Below are 19,062 nucleotides of genomic sequence, written 5' to 3'. Positions count from 1 at the left end.
AAACTAACGTTCTGGGAGGTTTTTTATAATGGCTAAGCAAGAGAGACAATATTCACCTGAAACTTTAGCGGTACACGCAGGTCAGCAAATTGATCCAGCAACACAATCGCGTGCAGTACCGATTTATCAGACCACTTCCTATGGCTTTAAAGATACAGATCATGCGGCAAGATTGTTTGGTCTTGAGGAATTTGGCAATATCTATACGCGTATTATGAACCCAACGACAGATGTGTTCGAGAAGCGGATTACTGAGCTTGAAGGCGGAGTTGGCGCACTTGGCGTGGCATCCGGTTCAGCAGCGATCACTTATTCCATTCTGAACATTGCATCTGCAGGCGATGAAATTGTTTCCTCAGCCAGCCTGTATGGAGGCACATACAACCTGTTCGCCCATACGCTGCCGAAGCTCGGCATTAAAGTGCATTTTGTTGATTCGTCCGATCCGGAAAATTTCCGCAAGGCTATTAATGCTAATACGAAGGCGGTCTTCGCTGAAACGATTGGCAACCCGCGCGGCGATGTGCTCGATATTGAAGCGGTTGCTGCGGTTGCCCATGAGAATGGCATTCCGCTTATCGTGGACAATACATTCCCAAGCCCGTATTTGCTTCGTCCCATTGAACATGGAGCAGACATCGTTGTACACTCGGCGACGAAGTTCATTGGCGGTCACGGAACGTCCATTGGTGGCGTTATTGTAGACGGAGGAAAATTCGACTGGGCGCAAAATGACAAATTCCCAGGTCTGACTGAGCCGGACCCAAGCTACCATGGTCTTGTGTATACGCAAGCTGTTGGTGCAATTGCTTACATTATTAAAGCACGCGTGCAGCTGCTTCGCGATATGGGAGCTTCGTTGTCGCCATTCAACTCGTTCCTGCTGCTGCAAGGACTTGAAACGCTGCATTTGCGTATGGAACGCCACAGCTCTAATGCCCTTGCCGTCGCCAATTATTTGGAACAGCACGAATCAGTGGAATGGGTAAGCTATCCGGGTCTCGCAAGCCATGCATCGCATGCGCTGGCGCAAAAATATTTGCCGAAGGGCCAAGGCGCCATTATCAGCTTCGGCATTAAAGGCGGCGTGGAAGCAGGCAAAAAGCTGATTCATGGCGTGGAGCTATTTTCACATCTTGCCAACGTCGGCGATTCGAAGTCGCTCATTATCCATCCTGCAAGCACAACGCATCAACAGCTCGATGAGCAAAGCCAGCTTGCATCCGGCGTTACGCCTGGACTCATTCGTTTATCTGTCGGCACAGAAGGCATTGACGATATTATTTATGATTTGGAGCAAGCGATCAAAATCAGTCAGGAGTAAGTAATGTTTACTGAACAACTTTATACAGGAACAAAAGAAGAGAACGAACGCCTGCTGCTGAAGCAATTGGAGGGGCTTATCGAAGATGAGCCCAGCCAGCTGGCTAATTTGGCCAATGCTTCGGCGCTGCTCCAGCAATTTTTGAGCGATATTAACTGGGTTGGCTTTTATTTGCTGGATGGGGAGGAGCTTGTACTCGGACCTTTCCAAGGCAAGCCGGCATGTACGCGCATCAAAGTGGGCAGAGGTGTTTGTGGAACAGCGGTTAGCCGCGGCGAGGCGGTATTGGTAGCGGATGTGCATCAATTTCCCGGCCATATTGCCTGCGACAGCGCATCGAATTCCGAGCTGGTCATTCCCTTGAAACGGGATGGAGCGGTTATTGGCGTGCTCGACATCGATAGTCCGCAATTCTCGCGGTTTGATGAGACGGATTTGGCGACGTTGACGGCGTTTGTGAATATTTTGGAGAAGTATTTATAAAATAATTGCAGCACCAAGAGCTCCAAGCCGCCGATTGGCGTTCTGGAGCTCTTGGTGGTTTCCTTTCTATTTTCCATGAATGAAGCAGCTAAAAATAAAACTTATCCATTTCCTTTGGCACGCCGTTGCGCTGCAGCAGCTCGCCGATCGATTCCGAGCGGCCGATCGTGTCACCTGAGGTCAGCAGGCGGACGGCGAATTTATTCGCTTGGCGCTCATATTTTCCAACATTGATAAAGGACTGCTCGTCCAGCCAAAAACGGCTAAAGCCGGGATGCAGGCGGTCATGTCCCAGCTCATGCGCGCACACAAAACGCTGCCAGTCATCCGGCAGACGCTCGTGTATGACGATAAATCGACGGCGCAGCTTCTTATAATAAAAGCCTCGCGTTTCATGCCCCAGATCGGCATAACGAATATGGATACCCAAACCGTTTGCGATCACAAAAGGATCTCTTGTCTGGAATTTTCGTACAAGGCGCAGTATTAGTTTGTCCATGGCAGCACCTACCCTTCGGTATGATCTGTTGTTTTGTCCGTTATCTCTGGTTTGGGAGCACGTTTGTTCATCTGCTTAGCTTCCCAGAATAGTCCGGTCAGCACATCCATGACACGCTGGCGGTCGCCCTGGCTCATCGGAACGCCATCAAACATGACTTCTCCGTCTTCCTCCAGCATTTTTTTGAAATCCCGTTTGTCTTTGGCAGTTGCCCAGTCCGGCACGTGCTCCGCAAACGCATCGCGGCGTCCGAGCAAATAGTCGGCAGTCGTATGCAAAATGTCTGCAATTTTCTGCAAATCCTCACTAGTTGGAACGACACGATCGTTTTCGATATGCCCAAAATTTGAACGTCCCATGCCAAGCTGTTCAGCAATTTCCTGCTGCGTTAGCCCTCGTTGTGTGCGCAATTGCTTGATCCTTGCTCCCATCGCCATGGTAATACCCTCCGTCTCTCGAAAAGGTATTTATAATACTTGACGGTATTATAAATATCAATTATAATAGAATTCACAGTCGTTACAGCGGCTATGAACGAATTCAGCAAATGCTACTGAAAATAGCAAGTGAAGCATTTGAAAGCGAGTATATAAGCCTTGAAAGCGGCTAAAACGTATTTTTAATACTATATTTATAGTTTACCTTTTAACGATGGTATTGTCAATATCGTAGAGATGCTATTATTTTTTTAAAACGTGGGGTAATAAAAATACTTAAATAAATAGGAAGAGGGTATTTTAATGGACGTAGAAAAATTGACTATTGAGCAATTAAAGTCGTATAAGCGTCTCACTGCCAGAAAGAAGCTGATTGAGAGGCAAAAGGTTGGAAGCGGTCTGACGGTGAGCACGGTCTATGAGGATGACAAGCTTCAGGAGCTTCATCGCCAGCTGCGCGGGATTCCTTCTTATATGTACTTGGACAAGCAGGAGCAGCAGCTGGAGCAGCTGGCACATGCGCATTTAACGAAATATCCGGCGGGAACGAAGGCTCAATTAAGAGAAGTAAAGCAAATTCAGCCGGGCAATGCCGATGAAGAACAGCTCGTGCAGGAGCTCAGCCGCAAAATCGCTAAAGTTATTGAGGCGAGGGCAGGCGCAGCGCCGGAAGGTTATGAAGGTGTTATTGAGCGTTTGAGCGAGCTGCAGGATTTGGAGCGTCAGCTGCAAATGATTGATGAGTCACTGGAAGCGCTGGAAGCTTGTTTCCCTGAATATGCGACGCTGCTCAGGCTTCGATATATTGAAGGAAAGCCAGCAGATTTCGTCGCATCGGAGCTCGGAATCGTCGATCGCACCTTCCGCAGATGGCGTCAAAAAGCGGTTTCCGAGATTGTCCGGTTTATGTCCGTATAGTGTCCGCCCAGTGTCCGAAATAGCCTTCAAAACCGTGTTATTATGATATTGTCACCAAATGAGCAACGGCAGCAAGCGATGCTTGAAAGGTATTTTAAATCCTCTTTTCAAAATTATAAGTAATTTAAATATCTCAATATGGAAGGGGGTGAGGACATGTAGCTCCAGGTGAAGGAAGCTTTACAACAGCGTCAAGGCTGGTAATCGCCGAGAGAGGCGGCAACAGAGCCGCAAGGTAGCTTGGAGGAAACAGGAGGGAAGCAGCGGTGAACGATCAGGATAATCGGCAAGGGACGTTGGAAGCAAAGCACAGCAAGCAGAAGCTGCTGGCAGCAGCGCGTTATTCCGCAGGAGAGAAGGATGTGCTGAGCGTCATTTTGGACGAGCAGAGCGCTTACTCCCATGAGCAGGTCAAACAGCAATTACAAGCATATTCACAAAAGGAGGTCATGTAGATCATGGCAGGAGGAACTTGGACAACGCAAACGAAAGCAAGACCAGGGGTATACATTAATTTCGCGGCTGAGCCGCAATCGGCAGCAAACGTAGGGGAACGCGGCATCGTATCAACGGCGCTGACACTGAACTGGGGTGCGCCGCAAACGATGATTTCCATTAAAGCAGGCGACGATCTGCGCAGCGTGCTTGGTTATGATGTAACCGCGCCGGAAGTACTGCTCGTTCGTGAGGCATTGAAACGGGCACAGACTTTGCTGCTATACCGCTTGAACGCAGGAACGAAAGCGACTGCAACGATTGGTGGCCTAGTTGCAACAGCCAAATTTGGCGGTACACGGGGCAACGATATTACAGTAGCGGTTCAGAGCAATGTGGATGACGAAGATCAATTCGACGTTGTTACTTACTTGGCAGGTGAAGAGGTGGATTCGCAGACGGTTGTTGCGATTGCTGGCCTTGAATCCAATCGCTTCGTCGATTTCAGCGGCACGGGCACGCTTGTTGCGACAGCTGGCACAGTACTTGCTGGCGGTGCGAACGGCACGGTGACGAATCAAAATCATTTGGATTACTTGGCAGCTGTTGAGCTGCAGGAATTTAATGCGGTGGCGCTTGTGTCTGGCGACAGCTCGCTGAAGTCGGTTTACGCTGCTTTTGCCCGCAGACTGCGCGAAAATGATGGCAAGAAAATTCAGGTCGTGCTGGCGAATGCCCCACTATCGGATTATGAAGGTATCATTAGCGTGAAAAACGGCGTCAAGCTCGAAGATGGTACAGCTGTAAATGCCGAGCAGGCAACCGTATGGGTGGCAGCTGCTACTTCTGGGGCAAGCATGAGTGAGTCGCTGACTTACAGCGTGTATGAAGGTGCGGTGGATGCCGACATTCGTTATTCGAATTCACAAATCGAGCAGGCTTTGCGTGCGGGCGAATTTTTGTTTACGCCGAATGGCGGCCGCGTCATCGTTGAGCAGGATATTAACTCTCTGGTCACCTATGTGCCAGGCAAAAATCCTTCTTTTGCGAAAAACCGCGTGATCCGTGTGCTGGACGGCATTGCGACTGACATGAAAAAACTGTTCGAGACGCAATATATCGGCAAAATCGATAACAACCCGGATGGCCGCAGCCTATTCCGCAGCGAATGCGTGAAATATTTGACGCTGCTCCAGGATGGCAATGCGATTCAAAACTTTAATTCCCAAACCGACCTGACGGTTGAAGCGGGCGAGGCTTCCGACAGCATCGTTATCAACGTTTACATCCAGCCGGTTGACAGCATTGAAAAAGTATACATGAAAGTGACGGTGAAGTAATATGGCATTTTTGCATGCAGGAGATACGATTTCGGGGCAAGAGGGACGCGCTTATGCGAAAATCAACGGCCAAAACGAGGAAATGTTCTATATTAAAACGCTTGAAGCAAGCGTGGAGAAGACGAAAGCGGAAATTAAGACGCTGGGTCATCGCGCATTGCAGCATAAAGCGACAGGCTGGTCGGGTACCGGCAGCATGACGGTGTATTATGTAACGTCGAAATTCCGCCAAATGATGCTCGATTATGTGAAAACGGGCATTGATACGAATTTTGATGTCCACATCATTAATGAAGATCCGACTTCGACGATCGGCCGCCAAGAGGTTGTACTGTACAACGTCAACCTGAACAAGGTCATCATCGGCAAGCTCGACACGGAGAGCGAAGCGCTTGAGGAAGAGCTTGAGTTCACCTTCGACGGCGTCGATATTGCCGAAAGCTTCAAAGCACCAGCACGCGTATAAAATAGCTTTATCTTAAAATAAACCCAATTCATGGAGGTAGCAAATGAGTGACTTAAGCTTGTTTTTTGCGCAAAATACAGCTGCGGAGGCGACGGAGAAATTCGTCGTGTCCGAGCGATTCAAAGATGCAGATGGCAATCCGGTAGCCTGGGAGCTGCGCAGCATGACGGAGGCGGAAAATGAAGAATGCCGCAAATCCGCAACCCGCAAAGTGAAAGGCAAAAACGGCACCTTCGTGCCAGAGACGAATACGGATGAATATTTGGCCAAGCTGGTCGTAAGCAGCATTCAATATCCGAGCTTGAAGGATGCCGAGCTGCAAAAATCGTACGGCACGATGGGCGCTGAGCATCTGCTCCGCAAAATGCTGCGCCCGGGCGAATATGCTTCGCTCGTGCAGCGTGTACAGGAAATCAATGGCTTTAATCAAAGTCTTAATGAGCTGAGCGATGAAGTAAAAAACTAATTAAAGAGGGCGACGGGGAAGCGAATTACGCCTACTACGCCCTCCACGAGCTTCGCATTTTGCCCCATGAGCTGATGAGCATGTCGCGCCGCGAGCGGGCGGCGATTTACGCAATGATCGACGTCCGCATCGACAGCGAGAAAAAACAACGGGCCAAAATGAAGAAGAAATAATGAAGGTAACGGGACGGCGCTTCTCTATAAGAGGGCGCTTTTGTTCTGTAAGGAGGTGGAAGAATGGCCGATACGGTAAAATTGGATGCTAGTGCTGCTGCAAGTGCTGTTAAGATGCTGGATCAGTTGAAAAATACGTTGTTGTTCATGGTACAGACCGGCGCCGCCTCAACCCAGCAAACGTTTGCTGCAGCCTCGGAATTCAATAAGCTGAACAAAACGATGAACGAGATGAACCGAGTAGTTTCAACACTTGGTAAAACGTTAAGCAGCTTCAATGCGACTGCCGCTAAGAGCAGCAGTTCAGGTATGTCGGGGCTAGGTGGCATGCTAAAGGGAGTAAGCGTACCCAAATTGTCTTTGGAGGGTCTCTTACTTGGGTTAAAAACAGACGTTAAAAATGTATTAGAATCGCCGTTGAGGGATATGTTTACTGTACCACTAGAGGGTGCTAAAAAACTATTAAAAATACCCCAAGTGGCTGGGACGATTTCGAAAATGAAAGACATTGGCCAAGCATTGACATGGGAGTTTGAGAGTAAGTTTATTTTGCCATTTAAATTCATGTTTAGTAAATTTAAAATACCGTTGAATAATAAGACTATTAAGCCAGTGGAAAATACTCGTAATGATTCGCAAGAACCGTCAAATAACATGTTCACAAAGCTATTAGGTAATGCTGGGGGCTTTTTTAACGGACTAAAGCAGGATATGATTCTTAAGCCATTTGAAGATATGAAACTGGCATTTCGATTACCAGTGGATGATTCGTTTCTTACTCCTTTTAGTGCTATTAAAACGCAGCTTTTGAAAATAGCTTCTGAGCTAGCAGCAATATCCCTGAAAGGTGCATTAAGCGAACGTACTCAAAAGGATTTGTTAATTGCACGTACAGGGAGTAAGGAAAAAGGCACGGCCATTTTTGAGACGGTAAGGAATCAGGCGATTTCAGCAGGGATTGACCCTACTGAAGCGCTTAAAAATACGATGACGCTTCTTCCAATGGCAGAGAATATGGATCAATATACGAAGATGACCTCTATGGCTATGCAGCTTGCGGCATTTGATCCACAAGAAGGAGGTACTGCCAAGTCGGGTGAGGCCATAAAAGCTGCGATGAACGGCGATATGACGTTATTAATGAGACAATATGGTATTTCCTCGGAAGCGGCAGAGGGCTTCGATCCGCAAGCATACATTAATAATGGCGATGTGAACGGATTTTTGACTGGACTTAATCAAGTTTTTGAAAATGCAAATCTCGGTATAGCTGAATTGGATATTGTGTATAAAAGTCCACAAAGTCAAATCAATACACTTGTTAGTAATTTGAAAACCTCCTTGGCTGACGCAGGAATGGGGGCATTGGATGTCCTTTCCCCATTCATTGCAAGGGTTCAGGAAGCTTTTAATAGCGGACAGCTTCAAGGCTATTTTGATATCCTCAGTGCTGGATTAAGCTTTGCAGCAGAACTCTTTGTCATGCTGGGGGATGCAGCATTATGGGTAATAACCAATATAATAACCTACTGGCCAGCAATTGCTGCGATGTTACTAACAGCGGCAGTCTTTTTGATTCCTACTATGATCGCAGGATTATATAATATGCTGCTTCCTCTTTATATGCAGATAGCCGGATGGTTAATGTTGAATTTGCCTATACTAGCCGTTATCTTGGTAGTGGGATTATTAGTCGCAGCGGTCATTGCCTTTGGTGGGACAGTTGGAGATATAATTGGTTTTGTCATTGGAATCATTTATGCACTATTTGCTACTATTAAAAATTCAATTGCCTTTCTCTGGAATATTATCGTTTCAGTGGCTGAATTTTTGAACAATGTATTTGAAGAACCTGGTTATGCTATTCAAAATCTCTTTTATAATCTTATTAAAAATATTACTGATAATTTCGGAAGTATGATTAATTTCTTAATTAATGGTGTGAACTGGCTTATTGGTAAAATTAACAGCATCTCAGATTTGAAAATTCCTTTGATTCCTGAACTTGATTTAAGTGCAGTGGAAGGGCTTAAGCCAGATAAAATTGGTAATGTTGTTGACTTTTCTGATTTAAGAATGAAAACAACAGACACCACTGATGCTTATACACAGGGAAATGGAGCAGGGAAGGATTTGACGGATGGTTTATTGAGTACAATAGATAACTTCAGTCCTGATTTAGACGGCGGATTTGCGCTGCCTACTGGACCTGTGACGCCAGTAACATCCGGGACACCTGACATCGCTAACGTCAACAAAGTCGACGAAGTCGGCAAGGTCAATGATACCGTCGACATCGCCAGCGAGGATCTGAAGACGATGCGCGAGCTTGCGGAGATGAAAAACATTCAGAACTTCGTGTCGCTCCAGCCGACCGTAAGTGTACAAACCGGCGATATTAACAATGGCACCGATATCGACACCATTATTAGCCGTATTGAGCGCTCCTTGAACGAGCAAATCGCTTCGTCGGCGGAAGGGGTGTATGCTTAATGATTACGAACAAGCATCATGAGTACGGCATTTGGCTCAGCTATGACAATCAGAAAAGCGGCTTTCGGCTTCCGGTTAATCCAGCTGAGCTGCAAATTAGCGACGCAACTAGCGGCAAGTCTTACGACGTATCCGGTCTTGGCGAAATCAATGTAATTCAAAGTCCAAAGCTGACGGAGATTTCCTTCGACAGCTTTTTTCCTGCGCCCGGAGCGAATTATTCGTTTGTTGCCAGCGAGACGCTGTTTGAGCCTTATGTTTATTTGACCTTGCTTCAGGACTGGATGAAAAAGAAACGTCCGATCCGCTTTATTTTCACAGGTGCCTCCTTCGATTTAAATCTTGCCGTCAGCATTGAGAAGTTTGAATGGCGGGAAGCGGCGGGCTCTGGTGATATTGAATACAGCCTGGGGCTGAAAAAGTATGTGTTTTACAAGGCAAGGCCTGTCAAAATTAATAAAAACCAAAAGAAGGGCAGCAAGAAAGAGCGCGATACGAAGGAAACCCCAAAAACCTACACGCTCGTAAGCGGCGATACGCTCATTGGGGTAGCCAAAAAGCAGCTCGGTAACGAGTCGCGTTGGAAGGAAATACAGAAGCTGAATGGCATCGCCGATTCTGAGCTGCGCAAGCTGCAAATCGGTAGGGTGCTGAAGCTACCGGGGTGATGAGATGCTTGAAATTTTGATTGATAACCGGAATGGAAAAGTGTGGAATGTGACAAATCTCGTTCCTTCCCTAACGTATAAAACGAAGCGGATAGGCTCCGCATCGAGCTTGGATTTTACGCTTATTAAGGGCGCCCCGTACCAGCACCAAGCATTTGAGGTCAACAATGGCGATGTCGTTCGACTGTCGAAGGATGGGCAGGTCGTATTTTACGGCTATGTGTTTGAATACAATTTTGGCAGGGACGAGAGTGTTACGATCAAGGCGTATGACCAGCTGCGTTATTTGCTAATGAGCGATACGTATGTGTTTAGCAACAAGACCGCTACCGAAATGATTAAGCAAATCGCTGAGGATACGGGCTTGAAAATAGGAACGCTGGCAGAGACGGAGTATGTTATTCCTTCTATGATTGAGGACAACAAAAAGCTGCTGGATATTATGTGCAAGGCGCTCGACTATACGCTGATTAACGATAAGGGTAATTTTGTATTGTTCGATGATGCTGGTGCTTTGACGCTTCGCAATATCGAGGACATGAAGACGGATTCTATCATTGGCGATTGGAGCCTAATGACGGATTTTGGCTACAAAAACTCAATCGACAGCGAATCGTACAATAAAATCAAAGTGGTGCAAAACAATAAAGAAACCGGGAAGCGCGACGTCTACATTGGACAGGACAGCGCGAATATTGCTAAATGGGGTCTGCTGCAATTTTATCAGGTAGCCGATGAGCAAATGAACAGTGCGCAAATTAATGAATTGCTGGATCAACTGCTGAAGCTGAAAAATCGGGAGCAGCGCAGCCTCAGCATTGAAGCGATTGGAGATTTGCGCGTACGTGCGGGCTCTTATGTTCCGATTGTCATTGAGGAATTGGACATTGGGCAATATTTTCTGGTGGACGAATGCTCCCACAAGCTTGAAGCGGACGCGCATACGATGACATTAGAATTGAAGGTGATATGATGGCACTGCTTGATGCAATTAAAAAAGCGGGCGCTGCCGCCCATGCGTCGGGCAATCCCGTCGCTGTGTTGATCGGCCGGGTAACTGGTACGAATCCTCTGGAAGTGAACGTTGACCAACGTTTCACGCTTTCGGAGGATTTTTTAATTATTCCGGAAGGCGTGAGTGATGTGCAGCGGATTAGCCGCGCTTTGGAGCCAGGTGATATTGTAGTGCTGCTTCGGGTTCAGGGCGGACAACAGTTCGTCGTGCTGGATCGGGTGAGCGCATGATTCCACAAGGTGCAAGCATCGACGAGTTGGAGACCGAAACGGCAATTGAGCCTAGCCGCACATATTATATCGATTTTGCGAATAAGCGTATGTCCGGCATGACGGATGGCCTCAGTGCGATTAAGCAGGCAGTGTTCAAAATTTTGCAAACGGAGCGGTACGGTTATTTTATCTATAGCTTTGATTATGGCTCCGAGCTGGATTTATTGAATGAATCCTCCCATCTCTATGTACGCTCTGAGCTCAAGCGCCGCGTAACTGAAGCGCTGCTGGCGGATGATCGAATAGCAGATGTGACGGATTTTGAACTGACGGTTGAGGGGGACAAGGCAGCGGTGAGTTTTACGGTAGTAACCGATGAAGGAAGCTTTAAAGAGGAGGTGATGGCCCGTGTATGAGGCATTTACGTATAGTTTTATTTTACAGCGTATGCTGCACCGGGTTTCAGATGATGTAGATAAGCGGGAGGGCAGCGTGATTTATGATGCCTTGGCGCCAGCGGCTGCCGAGCTATCAGAGATGTATGCGCAGCTTGATGCGAATCAGGTGCTTTTGTTCGCGGATACGGCTGCGGGCGAGTGGCTGGAACGGCGAACGGCTGAGTTTGGTGTGGAAAGGCAGCCAGCTACCTTCGCCCAGCGGCAGGGGGAGTTTTTTGGCAGCAATGGCCAGCTTGTAGATGTTCCTTTGCAGAGCCGGTTTGCCATCGATGATCTGAGGTATACGGTAACGGGGAAAATCGGAACGGGACATTTCACATTGACCTGCGAGACAGCTGGCATTCTTGGCAATCAGAAATATGGAGCGATGCTGCCGCTTGCTTATGTTGATGGGCTCGTGCGCGCCGAGCTTGCGCAAATTTTGGTGCCTGGCGAAGAAGCTGAAACGGATGAGGCTTTGCGGGCAAGGTATTACAGCGTTGTGAATGAGCCAGCGTTTGGCGGCAATATTGCCGATTACAAGCAAATGATCAGCTCGATTGATGGCGTAGGCGGAGCGAAAATCTTCCCGGTGTGGAATGGTGGAGGCACTGTCAAATGCACGGTAATTGCTGCAGACTGGACAAAGCCAGCGGAACCGCTCATCGCGCTTGTTCAGACCGCCATTGATCCAACCATTAACAGCGGGCTTGGGCTTGGTATGGCGCCGATTGGACATGAGGTAACAGTAACAGGTGTCGACACGGCGCAGGTGGCTGTGGAAACGACGGTTATGCTTGCGCACGGTAGGACGATAGGACAGGTTCAAAGCGATATTGAGGATAAAATTTCCACTTATTTGCTAGAGCTGCGTCAAGAGTGGATGAATCAGCAGGAGCTTACCGTTCGCATTGCTCAAATCGAGGCCCGTATTTTGACCGTTTCAGGAGTGGTGGATGTACTTGGCACAACGCTAAACGGAGCCGCTGCCAATTTAGCTTTGGCTGAGGATGAAATCCCGTTATTGGGGACGGTGGTTGTGCATGACTAAGCCAGTTTCATCCTATTGGCCGGAGCTGTATACGGACATTAAGGAATTTATCAAGCTCGCAGCCACGGAAAATGTGGAGCTGGCTCTGCTGGAGCAGGCACAGCTTCAGCAACTGGATGACGGGTTTGTAATGACGGCGAGCCTGCCGGCTATTAAACGCAGGGAGCGCATGCTGGGCATTCAAGCCGATCCGAATGCGGAAACCGTTGATTTTCGCCGGAGACGGATCGTCAATCGTTATTCGACCAAGCCTCCTTTTACGATGAGATATTTGCAGGAGCGATTGGATTTTCTTGTCGGTACAGGACGCGGAATCGCAACGGTTGATGTGCAAAACTTCATATTGACGGTAACAGCGGCAATTGACGAGGCTAATATTTTTAAAGAGGTGGAACGTACGGTTTCCGCGATTAAGCCCGCCAATATCGTCTATCGGCAACAGACGGCGATTATGGATGGCGTTGTTTTGGAGGAACGCATTGTTGGCGTTCCGCTCATGCGGAACACTAGGCTCGGCAGCTGGAAGCTCGGCGTTACGCCATTTACAGATAGGGAAGCAGAGGTGATTGTGAAGTGATTACGTCTACGTTTAAGCAGGAGGTTGCGGAGTTTATTGATTCAAAAATTACGAAGGTTGTGCTCAATAGCGGGGCTTATGAGATTACGGATTTTATAGTGAAATCGGCCAGCGATGGTGCGCTTAGCCTGAATTATTTTATTCCAGAGGGCGCGGTCGATACCGTCACTCGCATTGAGCTGAAAAATGCAGCCGGAACCGTCAGCGACAACGCAGTAAACCTGCCGATTGCATCAGACACACTCATGATTCAAACGATTTTTGTGAAGGAGGAGTAAGATAAACATGGCTAAAACAGACTGGAAATTTAATGATATTGTGACCGAGACAGATATGAATGAGCTGGGTCAGGAAGTGAATGATCAGGCCACGGCTATCGGGGAGCTGCATGCATCCATCGAAGAAATAAATCTTGAGATACCAGATGGGAGCATCAGTGATGAAAAAATTGGTGAGCGCTCTGTAACGGATACGATTGCTGCTTCAGGAGGAGCAGATACACTAAGCAGGCTTTTTTCTAAATTGGGAAATATGATTAAGGGTATTACAGGCAAGGGGAATTGGTATACACCACCAGTGAAATCTATTGAACAGTTAAATGCTGAAAAATTAGCTTTAACTGGGGGACTTCTTTCAGGAGCACTTAAAGTGTCGACGACAGGCAAAGAAATATCAGCAGGGGATTGGGCTGATTTATCATCTAATTCATCTGGATATGCATTATGGGCTAATAACGCATTCACAGGAGATCCCAATAAATATTACTATGCAGTTACACATGCAAGTATAGGTGCTAGAGGCATCAGACTTTCAGCTACTGGAAATAATTTTGAGTTTTTTGACACTGGTTTTATAGCTACTGTAGCAGGTCAGGAATTTACTCCAGTTTGGAGAAGCCTCTATCCTGATGCAAATCCAGTAGCTAATAGGGTGATACTAAGAGATGCTTTTGGTAGAGCAAAAGTGGCTGCACCAGTTGCGGCAGATGATATTGCAAGACTGGATACGGTTCAGGGCTATGCTGGTAATCTTGCAGCTCTAAATACATCAAATAAATCAACACTAGTCGCAGCTATCAACGAGCTTTTTACGTCTGCCAGTAATGGTAAAACCGTTGTCGCCCAGGCGATTACTGCTAAGGGTGTTGCGGCTAGTTCGTCCGATACTTATGCGGTGCTGGCTTCCAAAATTGGCTCAATACCAGCAAGTGCTCCTGATTGGATTTATAGTACTGGAAACTTTGTATTAACAGGACTAAATAATGTTTTAACATCTAATGTTGATACTCCACTGACAGTAGCGGTATTAGAAATAACTCGTGGTGGTACCTTTAAATTTGAGTTCAACTTATGGACCAGCTTTGAGAACGGAAGTTCACGCGCTAGAGCTTGGATCTATAGGAACGGTTCACCAGCCGGGGTTCTTTGGCAAACAACCCCCAATAGTACGCCAAAACTGTTCGTCTCGGAGACATTGTCATTCAATACAGGGGACAAGATGCAGCTGATGCTATGGCGTAATGATATTGGTTATTCGGCAAATATTGACAGTTTTTTGGTTAAAACTAATGTTCAATCTCCCTACTTTAGCATGGGAACATAATAGCATATAGATCATATTGTTCATTTAAGCAAGCCACACTTGTTGATAAGGAAGGGCTTTTTCGCAAAAACAGACTGCTACCTTATTAGAAGGACGGTCTGTTTTTTTGTTTATATAGTATGGATATGTGCATCACTACTAAATTATTTTATTAGTGATAGAAAATTTGCAATAGAAATGTATTTATACCACCAATATTCACATAGGTACTTATTAAGAAAAGAAAGGATGAGAACCATGTTTAAGCAAATTCTGATGGTTGATGTAACGCCAGGTACAACATTAGCCACAATGATTGGAGGGATTTTAGCCCCTTGGATCAGTTTGTTTTACGGACCGAATAGACTTATTCCTATTATTCTACTAGTTTCTGTAACTGCAATGGACTGGGTGACAGGGATTGCGGCATCAAAAAAAGATAAAACATATTCTTCGGAGTATGGTATTCGACAAGGAGTACCGCGTACCATGTTCCTTCTAGCTTTGCCAGTAGTAGCTAACTTGTTTGACCAAATGTTTGTATTGCCTGGATTATTATTTTACGCAATTACACTGGGACTTATCTATCACACCTGGCAGTCCTTAACGGCCAACGCTTACCGTGCCGGCTGGGGTAAATGGATTCCCGAGGCTGTCGTCAAGCTGATCGAGAGCGAACTGAAAGCGAAGATGGAGCGGGCGACAAAACGCGGTGCGGAACCAACAGAAGTAACTGAACCAAGTAAAGCAACTGAATCAAGTGACCCAAGTGACCCAAGTGACCCAAGTGACCCAAGTGACCCAAGTGACCCAACAGAAAGGAACGATTCCTAATGCTGACCTTATTGCAGGTGAAAAATAAATCCATACCCAAGCTCGCAGGACTGCTTGCTCCTGTTCGTGCCGCCTCCGAGCGTCTAATCGAACGCTGCTATGCGCGCGATATTCCTATCGTCATCACGCAAGGACTACGTACAATCGCGGAGCAGGACAAGCTCTACGCGCAAGGCCGAACGACGGCGGGCAGCATTGTCACGAACGCCAGAGGCGGCTACAGCTACCATAATTTTGGCGTAGCGATAGATTTCGCGTTGCTGTCCCCGGATGGAAAGCAGGCTTACTGGGATACGAAACGCGACGGCAACGTTAACCAGACGGTAGATTGGGCCGAGGTAGTAGATGAAGCGAAGCGGCTTGGTTTCGCGTGGGGAGGAGACTGGACCTCATTTAAGGATTATCCCCATTTTGAAATGACGTTTGGCCTTTCGACGGCACAGCTGCGGGCAGGCATCCGGCCGACAACGGCACAGATTACGGCAGCAATGGCCATTATAACGAAGGAGGACTCCTACACCATGAAAGCCGAAGATGCTAATGCTCTTATTAAACGTTACTTGCAGCCCGCTTGGGCAGCATGCAAGCAAAAAGGCGATACAGCAGGCATGCAAGAAGCGCATCGTCTTGCCAACGAGCTTCGCAAGGCTAGCGGACAAAAAGAACAATAAGCCGTCTACGGCTGACCATCCATTTATTCATTCATACAGCCATCCGCATTGTCGATTCATTGCCAGAATATGCACAAAGAAATGGAGAGAAACCATGATTTCAACGCGCTTTTGCGTAATTCACCAGAAGCTCTCCATTTCGGCGCTTGCGGCAAGTCTACTTTTTAACGACGATGTACTGCTGCCTCTTCCATTCAAACGCCTCTGCTTGGAGCAGTTCAGCAATTTCCAGTATAAGATCAGGCTCCAGCTTCTCTACTTCCTTTTCCGTAAAACGCTCCATTCCATCCGTCCAGCAGGAGAATAGCTCGATTTCCTCGCCATTTCTCAGATTGCGGTCAAGGTATTGGAAAAGCTCCGTCAAGCATTTTTTGCCGCAAGCATAGGAGGTGGGATAGGCTTTCTTGATCTCCTCATTCATCTCGAATGAGCCGCCATCCGGATGGACTTCGTACACATAGGGAAAGCGGAATATAAGCGAGGTCTCTTGATCCTGCATAGGTCCGCGTACATATAGCCCTGCGGCATCCTCGTTTGTCTCATAGATTTCCATCAACCTCTCCCCCTTCGGGTCGTTCTCCAGCAATGTTTTCATATGTCCATGATTTTTAGCGTCTGGATTTACATAAGTGACGTAGTCGATTAGCGTCGTCGTCGTACATTTCTTCCCGAAAGAACCCGTTGGAAGCTCATGGCTTGATGCCATATAATAGAAAAGAGACACAGTTAGGGTGACCCTCCTCTCATTAAAATTTAAAAGTGCACGATCCTCAGTTGAACTATATTCTCCAGAAAAATCGATTTTCCTACCCCATCCTTGTGAAAAATATATCGTAGTTTTTGTTAAATAGTCATGCTTTCCCCTAAAGAACTGGAAGCGTTATTACGTTAAAATAAAACGATAGGGAAGTAGCCTACTCGACGAACAAGTCCATTATAGCGAATCTATCTATCGCTCCAGCGATTGCCTCTTCCATGTTAAACTAAAGCTTATAAGCTATTTTTGCAGGAGGCGAGGCGAGCGGATGACTTTTTCGGCAGCAGCATTAAAGAACATTTCCCCATTCGTGCGTTTTGTTAAAATCATCAAATCCGCCGAGCTATCGGGCGAGTGGCTGGATTATGACCATGTGTTTACGTTTATCGAGCAGGGTAAGGCCGATTTTATTTTAAATGGCGTGCGCTATCAGCTGGGGGAAGGGGATGCGATCGTCATGCCGCCGCTGATGACGCATTTCATTCGCTCGACGTCTAGCGAGCCGCTGATTCAGTATATTTTCCACTTTGATTTATATCATGATGAGGCGCGGGGGCGCTGGCAGTCGATTGGCATTGCAAGCGGCGAGCAACTGATCGTTCCGCAGCGCGAGCAGATACTTCGAGGCTTACATCCGCTCTCCGCCATCAGCGGTCCAGACCGCATGGAGCTGAAAAAACTTTTTCGCATCATGCGAAAAAGATTCATAGAAGGCGGCGCAACTAGCGAGCTGGAGCTTAAGGCAATTGCCCTGCAGCTGCTTGTGCTTTTTCTGCGCAATCAAAGCGGACATGAGCGTCAGGAAGGCACGCAAGCGAAAGCGTGGGCGCCGATCCAGCAATGTATTGACTATATTCAGCAGCATTATGCCGATCCTGAATTGGACAATGATCGCATAAGCGAGCAGTCTGGGCTGTCGCCGGGCTATTTATCCAACTTGTTTAAAGAGCAGACGGGTGTCACGCTTCATAAGTATTTGACGTATGTACGCATCGAGCATGCCAAAAAACGGATCATGGCAGGCAAGGAAACGTTGACTGCGATATCGGCGGGCAGCGGATTTTCGAGCATTCATCATTTTAGCCGCATATTTAAACGCGAGGCGGGCTTGACGCCCAGCCAATTCAAGGCCGAAGCCTCCGGTCCTATCCGGAGCCTCATAAGCGGGTAGTCCAACCACTACATAACGGGAGTGTGCATCTCATGAAAAACACGCAAATTGAGTTTACAGCCCCATGGAAAGTAGAAGTGAAGCAGGAGGAGCTGCAAGCCCAGGTTCCAGAGCTTACAGGCAATCAGGTGCTGGTTAAAAAGCATTATACGCTCATTAGCCCGGGGACGGAGCTCGCATGTCTTTCCGGAGGCGAAAGCTGGTTTACTATGCCGTCTGTGCCTGGGTATGCGGCAGCTAGTGAAATTGTGGCATTGGGACCAGAGGCGGCTGAAGGCTTCCAGATTGGCGATATGGTGTTTCATTACGGCAAGCATTCCCACTATGAGCTGACGACGACAAGCGGGGTATTTCTGAAAGTGCCAGATAGCTTGCCACTGGCTTGGGCGCCATTTACGCGTTTGGCTACGGTGGCGATGACGAGTACACGGGTATCGTCCATTGAACTCGGCGATTATGTAGCGGTGACAGGCCTTGGACTGATTGGCAATATGGCCGCACAGCTGGCTGGGCTTCAAGGTGCTTCGGTTATTGGCATTGATTTAGCTGCAAAACGCAGGGATCTCGCCAAGCACTGCGGTATCCAGCACGCCATTGAGGCAGGCGCGGATTCACATAAGCAGGTTATGGAATTGACGGGCGGCAAAGGCGTTTCTACGCTTATTGAAGCAACGGGGGTGCCACAGGTCATTTTGGGCAATGTAGCGCTTGTCGGCCAATATGGGGAAGCGATCCTGCTCGGCAGCCCGAGGGGTGAGCTGCAAAGCAATGTAACCGATTTGCTGAACAGCATCCATTTGAACGGACGCGGCTGTGTAACGTTCAAGGGAGCGCATGAATGGCGTTATCCGCTAATGCCGGAAGCTTTCGTCAAGCATTCCCTTGTACGCAATTCAGAGGTCGTATTCCGCCTTATGCAATATGGCAAGCTGCAGATCGAGCCGCTCATCAGCCATATTATGAGTCCTGTTGATGCACCTGCTGCTTATGAAGGATTACGCAATAAGAAAGATGAATATTTAGGTGTGCTATTTAACTGGGAAGAGGTGTAGGG

Annotated in this window: 23 protein-coding genes; 20 read left to right on the top strand and 3 right to left on the bottom strand. The window is 47.5% G+C overall.

Annotated elements, in window-relative coordinates:
- Window positions 1–28: 28 nt before the first annotated feature.
- Window positions 29–1,324 (top strand): homocysteine synthase, encoded by a 1,296-nt coding sequence (locus MHB80_RS24200; protein WP_341279365.1) that lies wholly within the window; start codon window positions 29–31, stop codon window positions 1,322–1,324.
- A 3-nt stretch (window positions 1,325–1,327) separates the two neighbouring features.
- Entirely contained in the window at window positions 1,328–1,807 is a 480-nt protein-coding gene (locus MHB80_RS24195; protein WP_341279364.1) for a GAF domain-containing protein, read from the top strand.
- Window positions 1,808–1,895: 88 nt separating this feature from the next.
- Here MHB80_RS24195 and MHB80_RS24190 read toward each other — a convergent pair whose 3' ends face one another.
- Both MHB80_RS24190 and MHB80_RS24185 read right to left on the bottom strand, forming a co-directional pair.
- The gene (locus MHB80_RS24190; protein ID WP_341279363.1) at window positions 1,896–2,306 is read right to left on the bottom strand and encodes an ImmA/IrrE family metallo-endopeptidase; all 411 of its coding nucleotides are present in this window, start codon (window positions 2,304–2,306) and stop codon (window positions 1,896–1,898) included.
- Window positions 2,307–2,314: 8 nt separating this feature from the next.
- Window positions 2,315–2,743, bottom strand: a complete 429-nt coding sequence (locus MHB80_RS24185) for a helix-turn-helix domain-containing protein (RefSeq protein ID WP_341279362.1) — start codon at window positions 2,741–2,743, stop codon at window positions 2,315–2,317.
- A 303-nt stretch (window positions 2,744–3,046) separates the two neighbouring features.
- On the opposite strand from MHB80_RS24185, the gene MHB80_RS24180 reads away from it, so the two are divergent.
- The 16 genes from MHB80_RS24180 to MHB80_RS24105 all read left to right on the top strand — a co-directional run bounded on the left by MHB80_RS24180 (window position 3,047) and on the right by MHB80_RS24105 (window position 16,080).
- On the top strand, window positions 3,047–3,661 hold the full coding sequence (locus MHB80_RS24180; RefSeq protein WP_341279361.1) for an RNA polymerase subunit sigma-24: 615 nt from the start codon (window positions 3,047–3,049) through the stop codon (window positions 3,659–3,661).
- 266 nt (window positions 3,662–3,927) lie between these two features.
- Complete coding sequence (locus MHB80_RS24175; protein WP_341279360.1) at window positions 3,928–4,116, top strand: hypothetical protein; 189 nt, start codon at window positions 3,928–3,930, stop codon at window positions 4,114–4,116.
- Window positions 4,117–4,119: 3 nt separating this feature from the next.
- Window positions 4,120–5,436 (top strand): phage tail sheath family protein, encoded by a 1,317-nt coding sequence (locus MHB80_RS24170; RefSeq protein ID WP_341279359.1) that lies wholly within the window; start codon window positions 4,120–4,122, stop codon window positions 5,434–5,436.
- A gap of 1 nt (window position 5,437) precedes the next feature.
- Window positions 5,438–5,902 (top strand): phage tail tube protein, encoded by a 465-nt coding sequence (locus tag MHB80_RS24165; RefSeq protein WP_046229141.1) that lies wholly within the window; start codon window positions 5,438–5,440, stop codon window positions 5,900–5,902.
- A 43-nt stretch (window positions 5,903–5,945) separates the two neighbouring features.
- Window positions 5,946–6,368: a phage portal protein gene (locus MHB80_RS24160; protein ID WP_341279358.1), complete on the top strand. Its 423-nt coding sequence runs from the start codon at window positions 5,946–5,948 to the stop codon at window positions 6,366–6,368.
- A 236-nt stretch (window positions 6,369–6,604) separates the two neighbouring features.
- Window positions 6,605–9,034 (top strand): hypothetical protein, encoded by a 2,430-nt coding sequence (locus MHB80_RS24155; protein WP_341279357.1) that lies wholly within the window; start codon window positions 6,605–6,607, stop codon window positions 9,032–9,034.
- Complete coding sequence (locus MHB80_RS24150) at window positions 9,034–9,702, top strand: LysM peptidoglycan-binding domain-containing protein (protein WP_341279356.1); 669 nt, start codon at window positions 9,034–9,036, stop codon at window positions 9,700–9,702. The genes MHB80_RS24155 and MHB80_RS24150 overlap by 1 nt, the downstream gene beginning before the upstream one ends.
- A 4-nt stretch (window positions 9,703–9,706) precedes the next feature.
- Entirely contained in the window at window positions 9,707–10,675 is a 969-nt protein-coding gene (locus MHB80_RS24145; RefSeq protein WP_341279355.1) for a hypothetical protein, read from the top strand.
- Complete coding sequence (locus tag MHB80_RS24140) at window positions 10,672–10,947, top strand: DUF2577 domain-containing protein (protein ID WP_341279354.1); 276 nt, start codon at window positions 10,672–10,674, stop codon at window positions 10,945–10,947. Before MHB80_RS24145 ends, MHB80_RS24140 begins: the two co-directional genes overlap by 4 nt.
- Window positions 10,944–11,345 (top strand): DUF2634 domain-containing protein, encoded by a 402-nt coding sequence (locus MHB80_RS24135; protein ID WP_341279353.1) that lies wholly within the window; start codon window positions 10,944–10,946, stop codon window positions 11,343–11,345. Before MHB80_RS24140 ends, MHB80_RS24135 begins: the two co-directional genes overlap by 4 nt.
- The gene (locus MHB80_RS24130) at window positions 11,338–12,417 is read left to right on the top strand and encodes a baseplate J/gp47 family protein (protein WP_341279352.1); all 1,080 of its coding nucleotides are present in this window, start codon (window positions 11,338–11,340) and stop codon (window positions 12,415–12,417) included. Before MHB80_RS24135 ends, MHB80_RS24130 begins: the two co-directional genes overlap by 8 nt.
- Window positions 12,410–12,994 (top strand): putative phage tail protein, encoded by a 585-nt coding sequence (locus MHB80_RS24125; RefSeq protein WP_341279351.1) that lies wholly within the window; start codon window positions 12,410–12,412, stop codon window positions 12,992–12,994. Before MHB80_RS24130 ends, MHB80_RS24125 begins: the two co-directional genes overlap by 8 nt.
- Window positions 12,991–13,272 (top strand): ketopantoate hydroxymethyltransferase, encoded by a 282-nt coding sequence (locus MHB80_RS24120; RefSeq protein ID WP_341279350.1) that lies wholly within the window; start codon window positions 12,991–12,993, stop codon window positions 13,270–13,272. The genes MHB80_RS24125 and MHB80_RS24120 overlap by 4 nt, the downstream gene beginning before the upstream one ends.
- Before the next feature lie 7 nt (window positions 13,273–13,279).
- Window positions 13,280–14,596: a hypothetical protein gene (locus MHB80_RS24115; RefSeq protein ID WP_341279349.1), complete on the top strand. Its 1,317-nt coding sequence runs from the start codon at window positions 13,280–13,282 to the stop codon at window positions 14,594–14,596.
- 237 nt (window positions 14,597–14,833) lie between these two features.
- Window positions 14,834–15,409 carry a phage holin family protein gene (locus MHB80_RS24110; protein WP_341279348.1) on the top strand — a complete coding sequence of 192 codons (576 nt, stop codon included), beginning with the start codon at window positions 14,834–14,836 and terminating at the stop codon, window positions 15,407–15,409.
- A complete protein-coding gene (locus MHB80_RS24105; protein WP_341279347.1) occupies window positions 15,409–16,080 on the top strand; it encodes a M15 family metallopeptidase in 672 nt (223 codons plus the stop codon). The genes MHB80_RS24110 and MHB80_RS24105 overlap by 1 nt, the downstream gene beginning before the upstream one ends.
- Window positions 16,081–16,237: 157 nt before the next feature.
- Here the strand turns inward: MHB80_RS24105 and MHB80_RS24100 are convergent, their stop codons facing one another.
- Window positions 16,238–16,804, bottom strand: a complete 567-nt coding sequence (locus MHB80_RS24100; protein ID WP_341279346.1) for a hypothetical protein — start codon at window positions 16,802–16,804, stop codon at window positions 16,238–16,240.
- A 301-nt stretch (window positions 16,805–17,105) separates the two neighbouring features.
- Here MHB80_RS24100 and MHB80_RS24095 point away from each other — a divergent pair, with 301 nt between their 5' ends.
- Window positions 17,106–18,008: an AraC family transcriptional regulator gene (locus MHB80_RS24095; RefSeq protein ID WP_341279345.1), complete on the top strand. Its 903-nt coding sequence runs from the start codon at window positions 17,106–17,108 to the stop codon at window positions 18,006–18,008.
- A gap of 32 nt (window positions 18,009–18,040) precedes the next feature.
- Complete coding sequence (locus MHB80_RS24090) at window positions 18,041–19,060, top strand: zinc-binding alcohol dehydrogenase (protein ID WP_341279344.1); 1,020 nt, start codon at window positions 18,041–18,043, stop codon at window positions 19,058–19,060.
- Window positions 19,061–19,062: the final 2 nt, after the last annotated feature.

Origin of the sequence: Paenibacillus sp. FSL H8-0537, assembly GCF_038051995.1 — a bacterium.
Lineage (GTDB): Bacteria > Bacillota > Bacilli > Paenibacillales > Paenibacillaceae > Pristimantibacillus.
The sequence above is the reverse complement of the archived record's forward strand: the minus strand, read 5'-3'. Positions and strand labels throughout refer to the sequence as shown.

Coding starts and splice junctions, on each gene's coding strand:
- MHB80_RS24170 (WP_341279359.1), top strand. CDS start 4,120: ATGGCAGGAGGAACTTGGACAACGCAAACGAAAGCAAGACCAGGGGTA.
- MHB80_RS24155 (WP_341279357.1), top strand. CDS start 6,605: ATGGCCGATACGGTAAAATTGGATGCTAGTGCTGCTGCAAGTGCTGTT.
- MHB80_RS24195 (WP_341279364.1), top strand. CDS start 1,328: ATGTTTACTGAACAACTTTATACAGGAACAAAAGAAGAGAACGAACGC.
- MHB80_RS24135 (WP_341279353.1), top strand. CDS start 10,944: ATGATTCCACAAGGTGCAAGCATCGACGAGTTGGAGACCGAAACGGCA.
- MHB80_RS24140 (WP_341279354.1), top strand. CDS start 10,672: ATGATGGCACTGCTTGATGCAATTAAAAAAGCGGGCGCTGCCGCCCAT.
- MHB80_RS24095 (WP_341279345.1), top strand. CDS start 17,106: ATGACTTTTTCGGCAGCAGCATTAAAGAACATTTCCCCATTCGTGCGT.
- MHB80_RS24160 (WP_341279358.1), top strand. CDS start 5,946: ATGAGTGACTTAAGCTTGTTTTTTGCGCAAAATACAGCTGCGGAGGCG.
- MHB80_RS24125 (WP_341279351.1), top strand. CDS start 12,410: ATGACTAAGCCAGTTTCATCCTATTGGCCGGAGCTGTATACGGACATT.
- MHB80_RS24145 (WP_341279355.1), top strand. CDS start 9,707: ATGCTTGAAATTTTGATTGATAACCGGAATGGAAAAGTGTGGAATGTG.
- MHB80_RS24105 (WP_341279347.1), top strand. CDS start 15,409: ATGCTGACCTTATTGCAGGTGAAAAATAAATCCATACCCAAGCTCGCA.
- MHB80_RS24200 (WP_341279365.1), top strand. CDS start 29: ATGGCTAAGCAAGAGAGACAATATTCACCTGAAACTTTAGCGGTACAC.
- MHB80_RS24150 (WP_341279356.1), top strand. CDS start 9,034: ATGATTACGAACAAGCATCATGAGTACGGCATTTGGCTCAGCTATGAC.
- MHB80_RS24115 (WP_341279349.1), top strand. CDS start 13,280: ATGGCTAAAACAGACTGGAAATTTAATGATATTGTGACCGAGACAGAT.
- MHB80_RS24190 (WP_341279363.1), bottom strand. CDS start 2,306: ATGGACAAACTAATACTGCGCCTTGTACGAAAATTCCAGACAAGAGAT.
- MHB80_RS24185 (WP_341279362.1), bottom strand. CDS start 2,743: ATGGCGATGGGAGCAAGGATCAAGCAATTGCGCACACAACGAGGGCTA.
- MHB80_RS24110 (WP_341279348.1), top strand. CDS start 14,834: ATGTTTAAGCAAATTCTGATGGTTGATGTAACGCCAGGTACAACATTA.
- MHB80_RS24090 (WP_341279344.1), top strand. CDS start 18,041: ATGAAAAACACGCAAATTGAGTTTACAGCCCCATGGAAAGTAGAAGTG.
- MHB80_RS24180 (WP_341279361.1), top strand. CDS start 3,047: ATGGACGTAGAAAAATTGACTATTGAGCAATTAAAGTCGTATAAGCGT.
- MHB80_RS24165 (WP_046229141.1), top strand. CDS start 5,438: ATGGCATTTTTGCATGCAGGAGATACGATTTCGGGGCAAGAGGGACGC.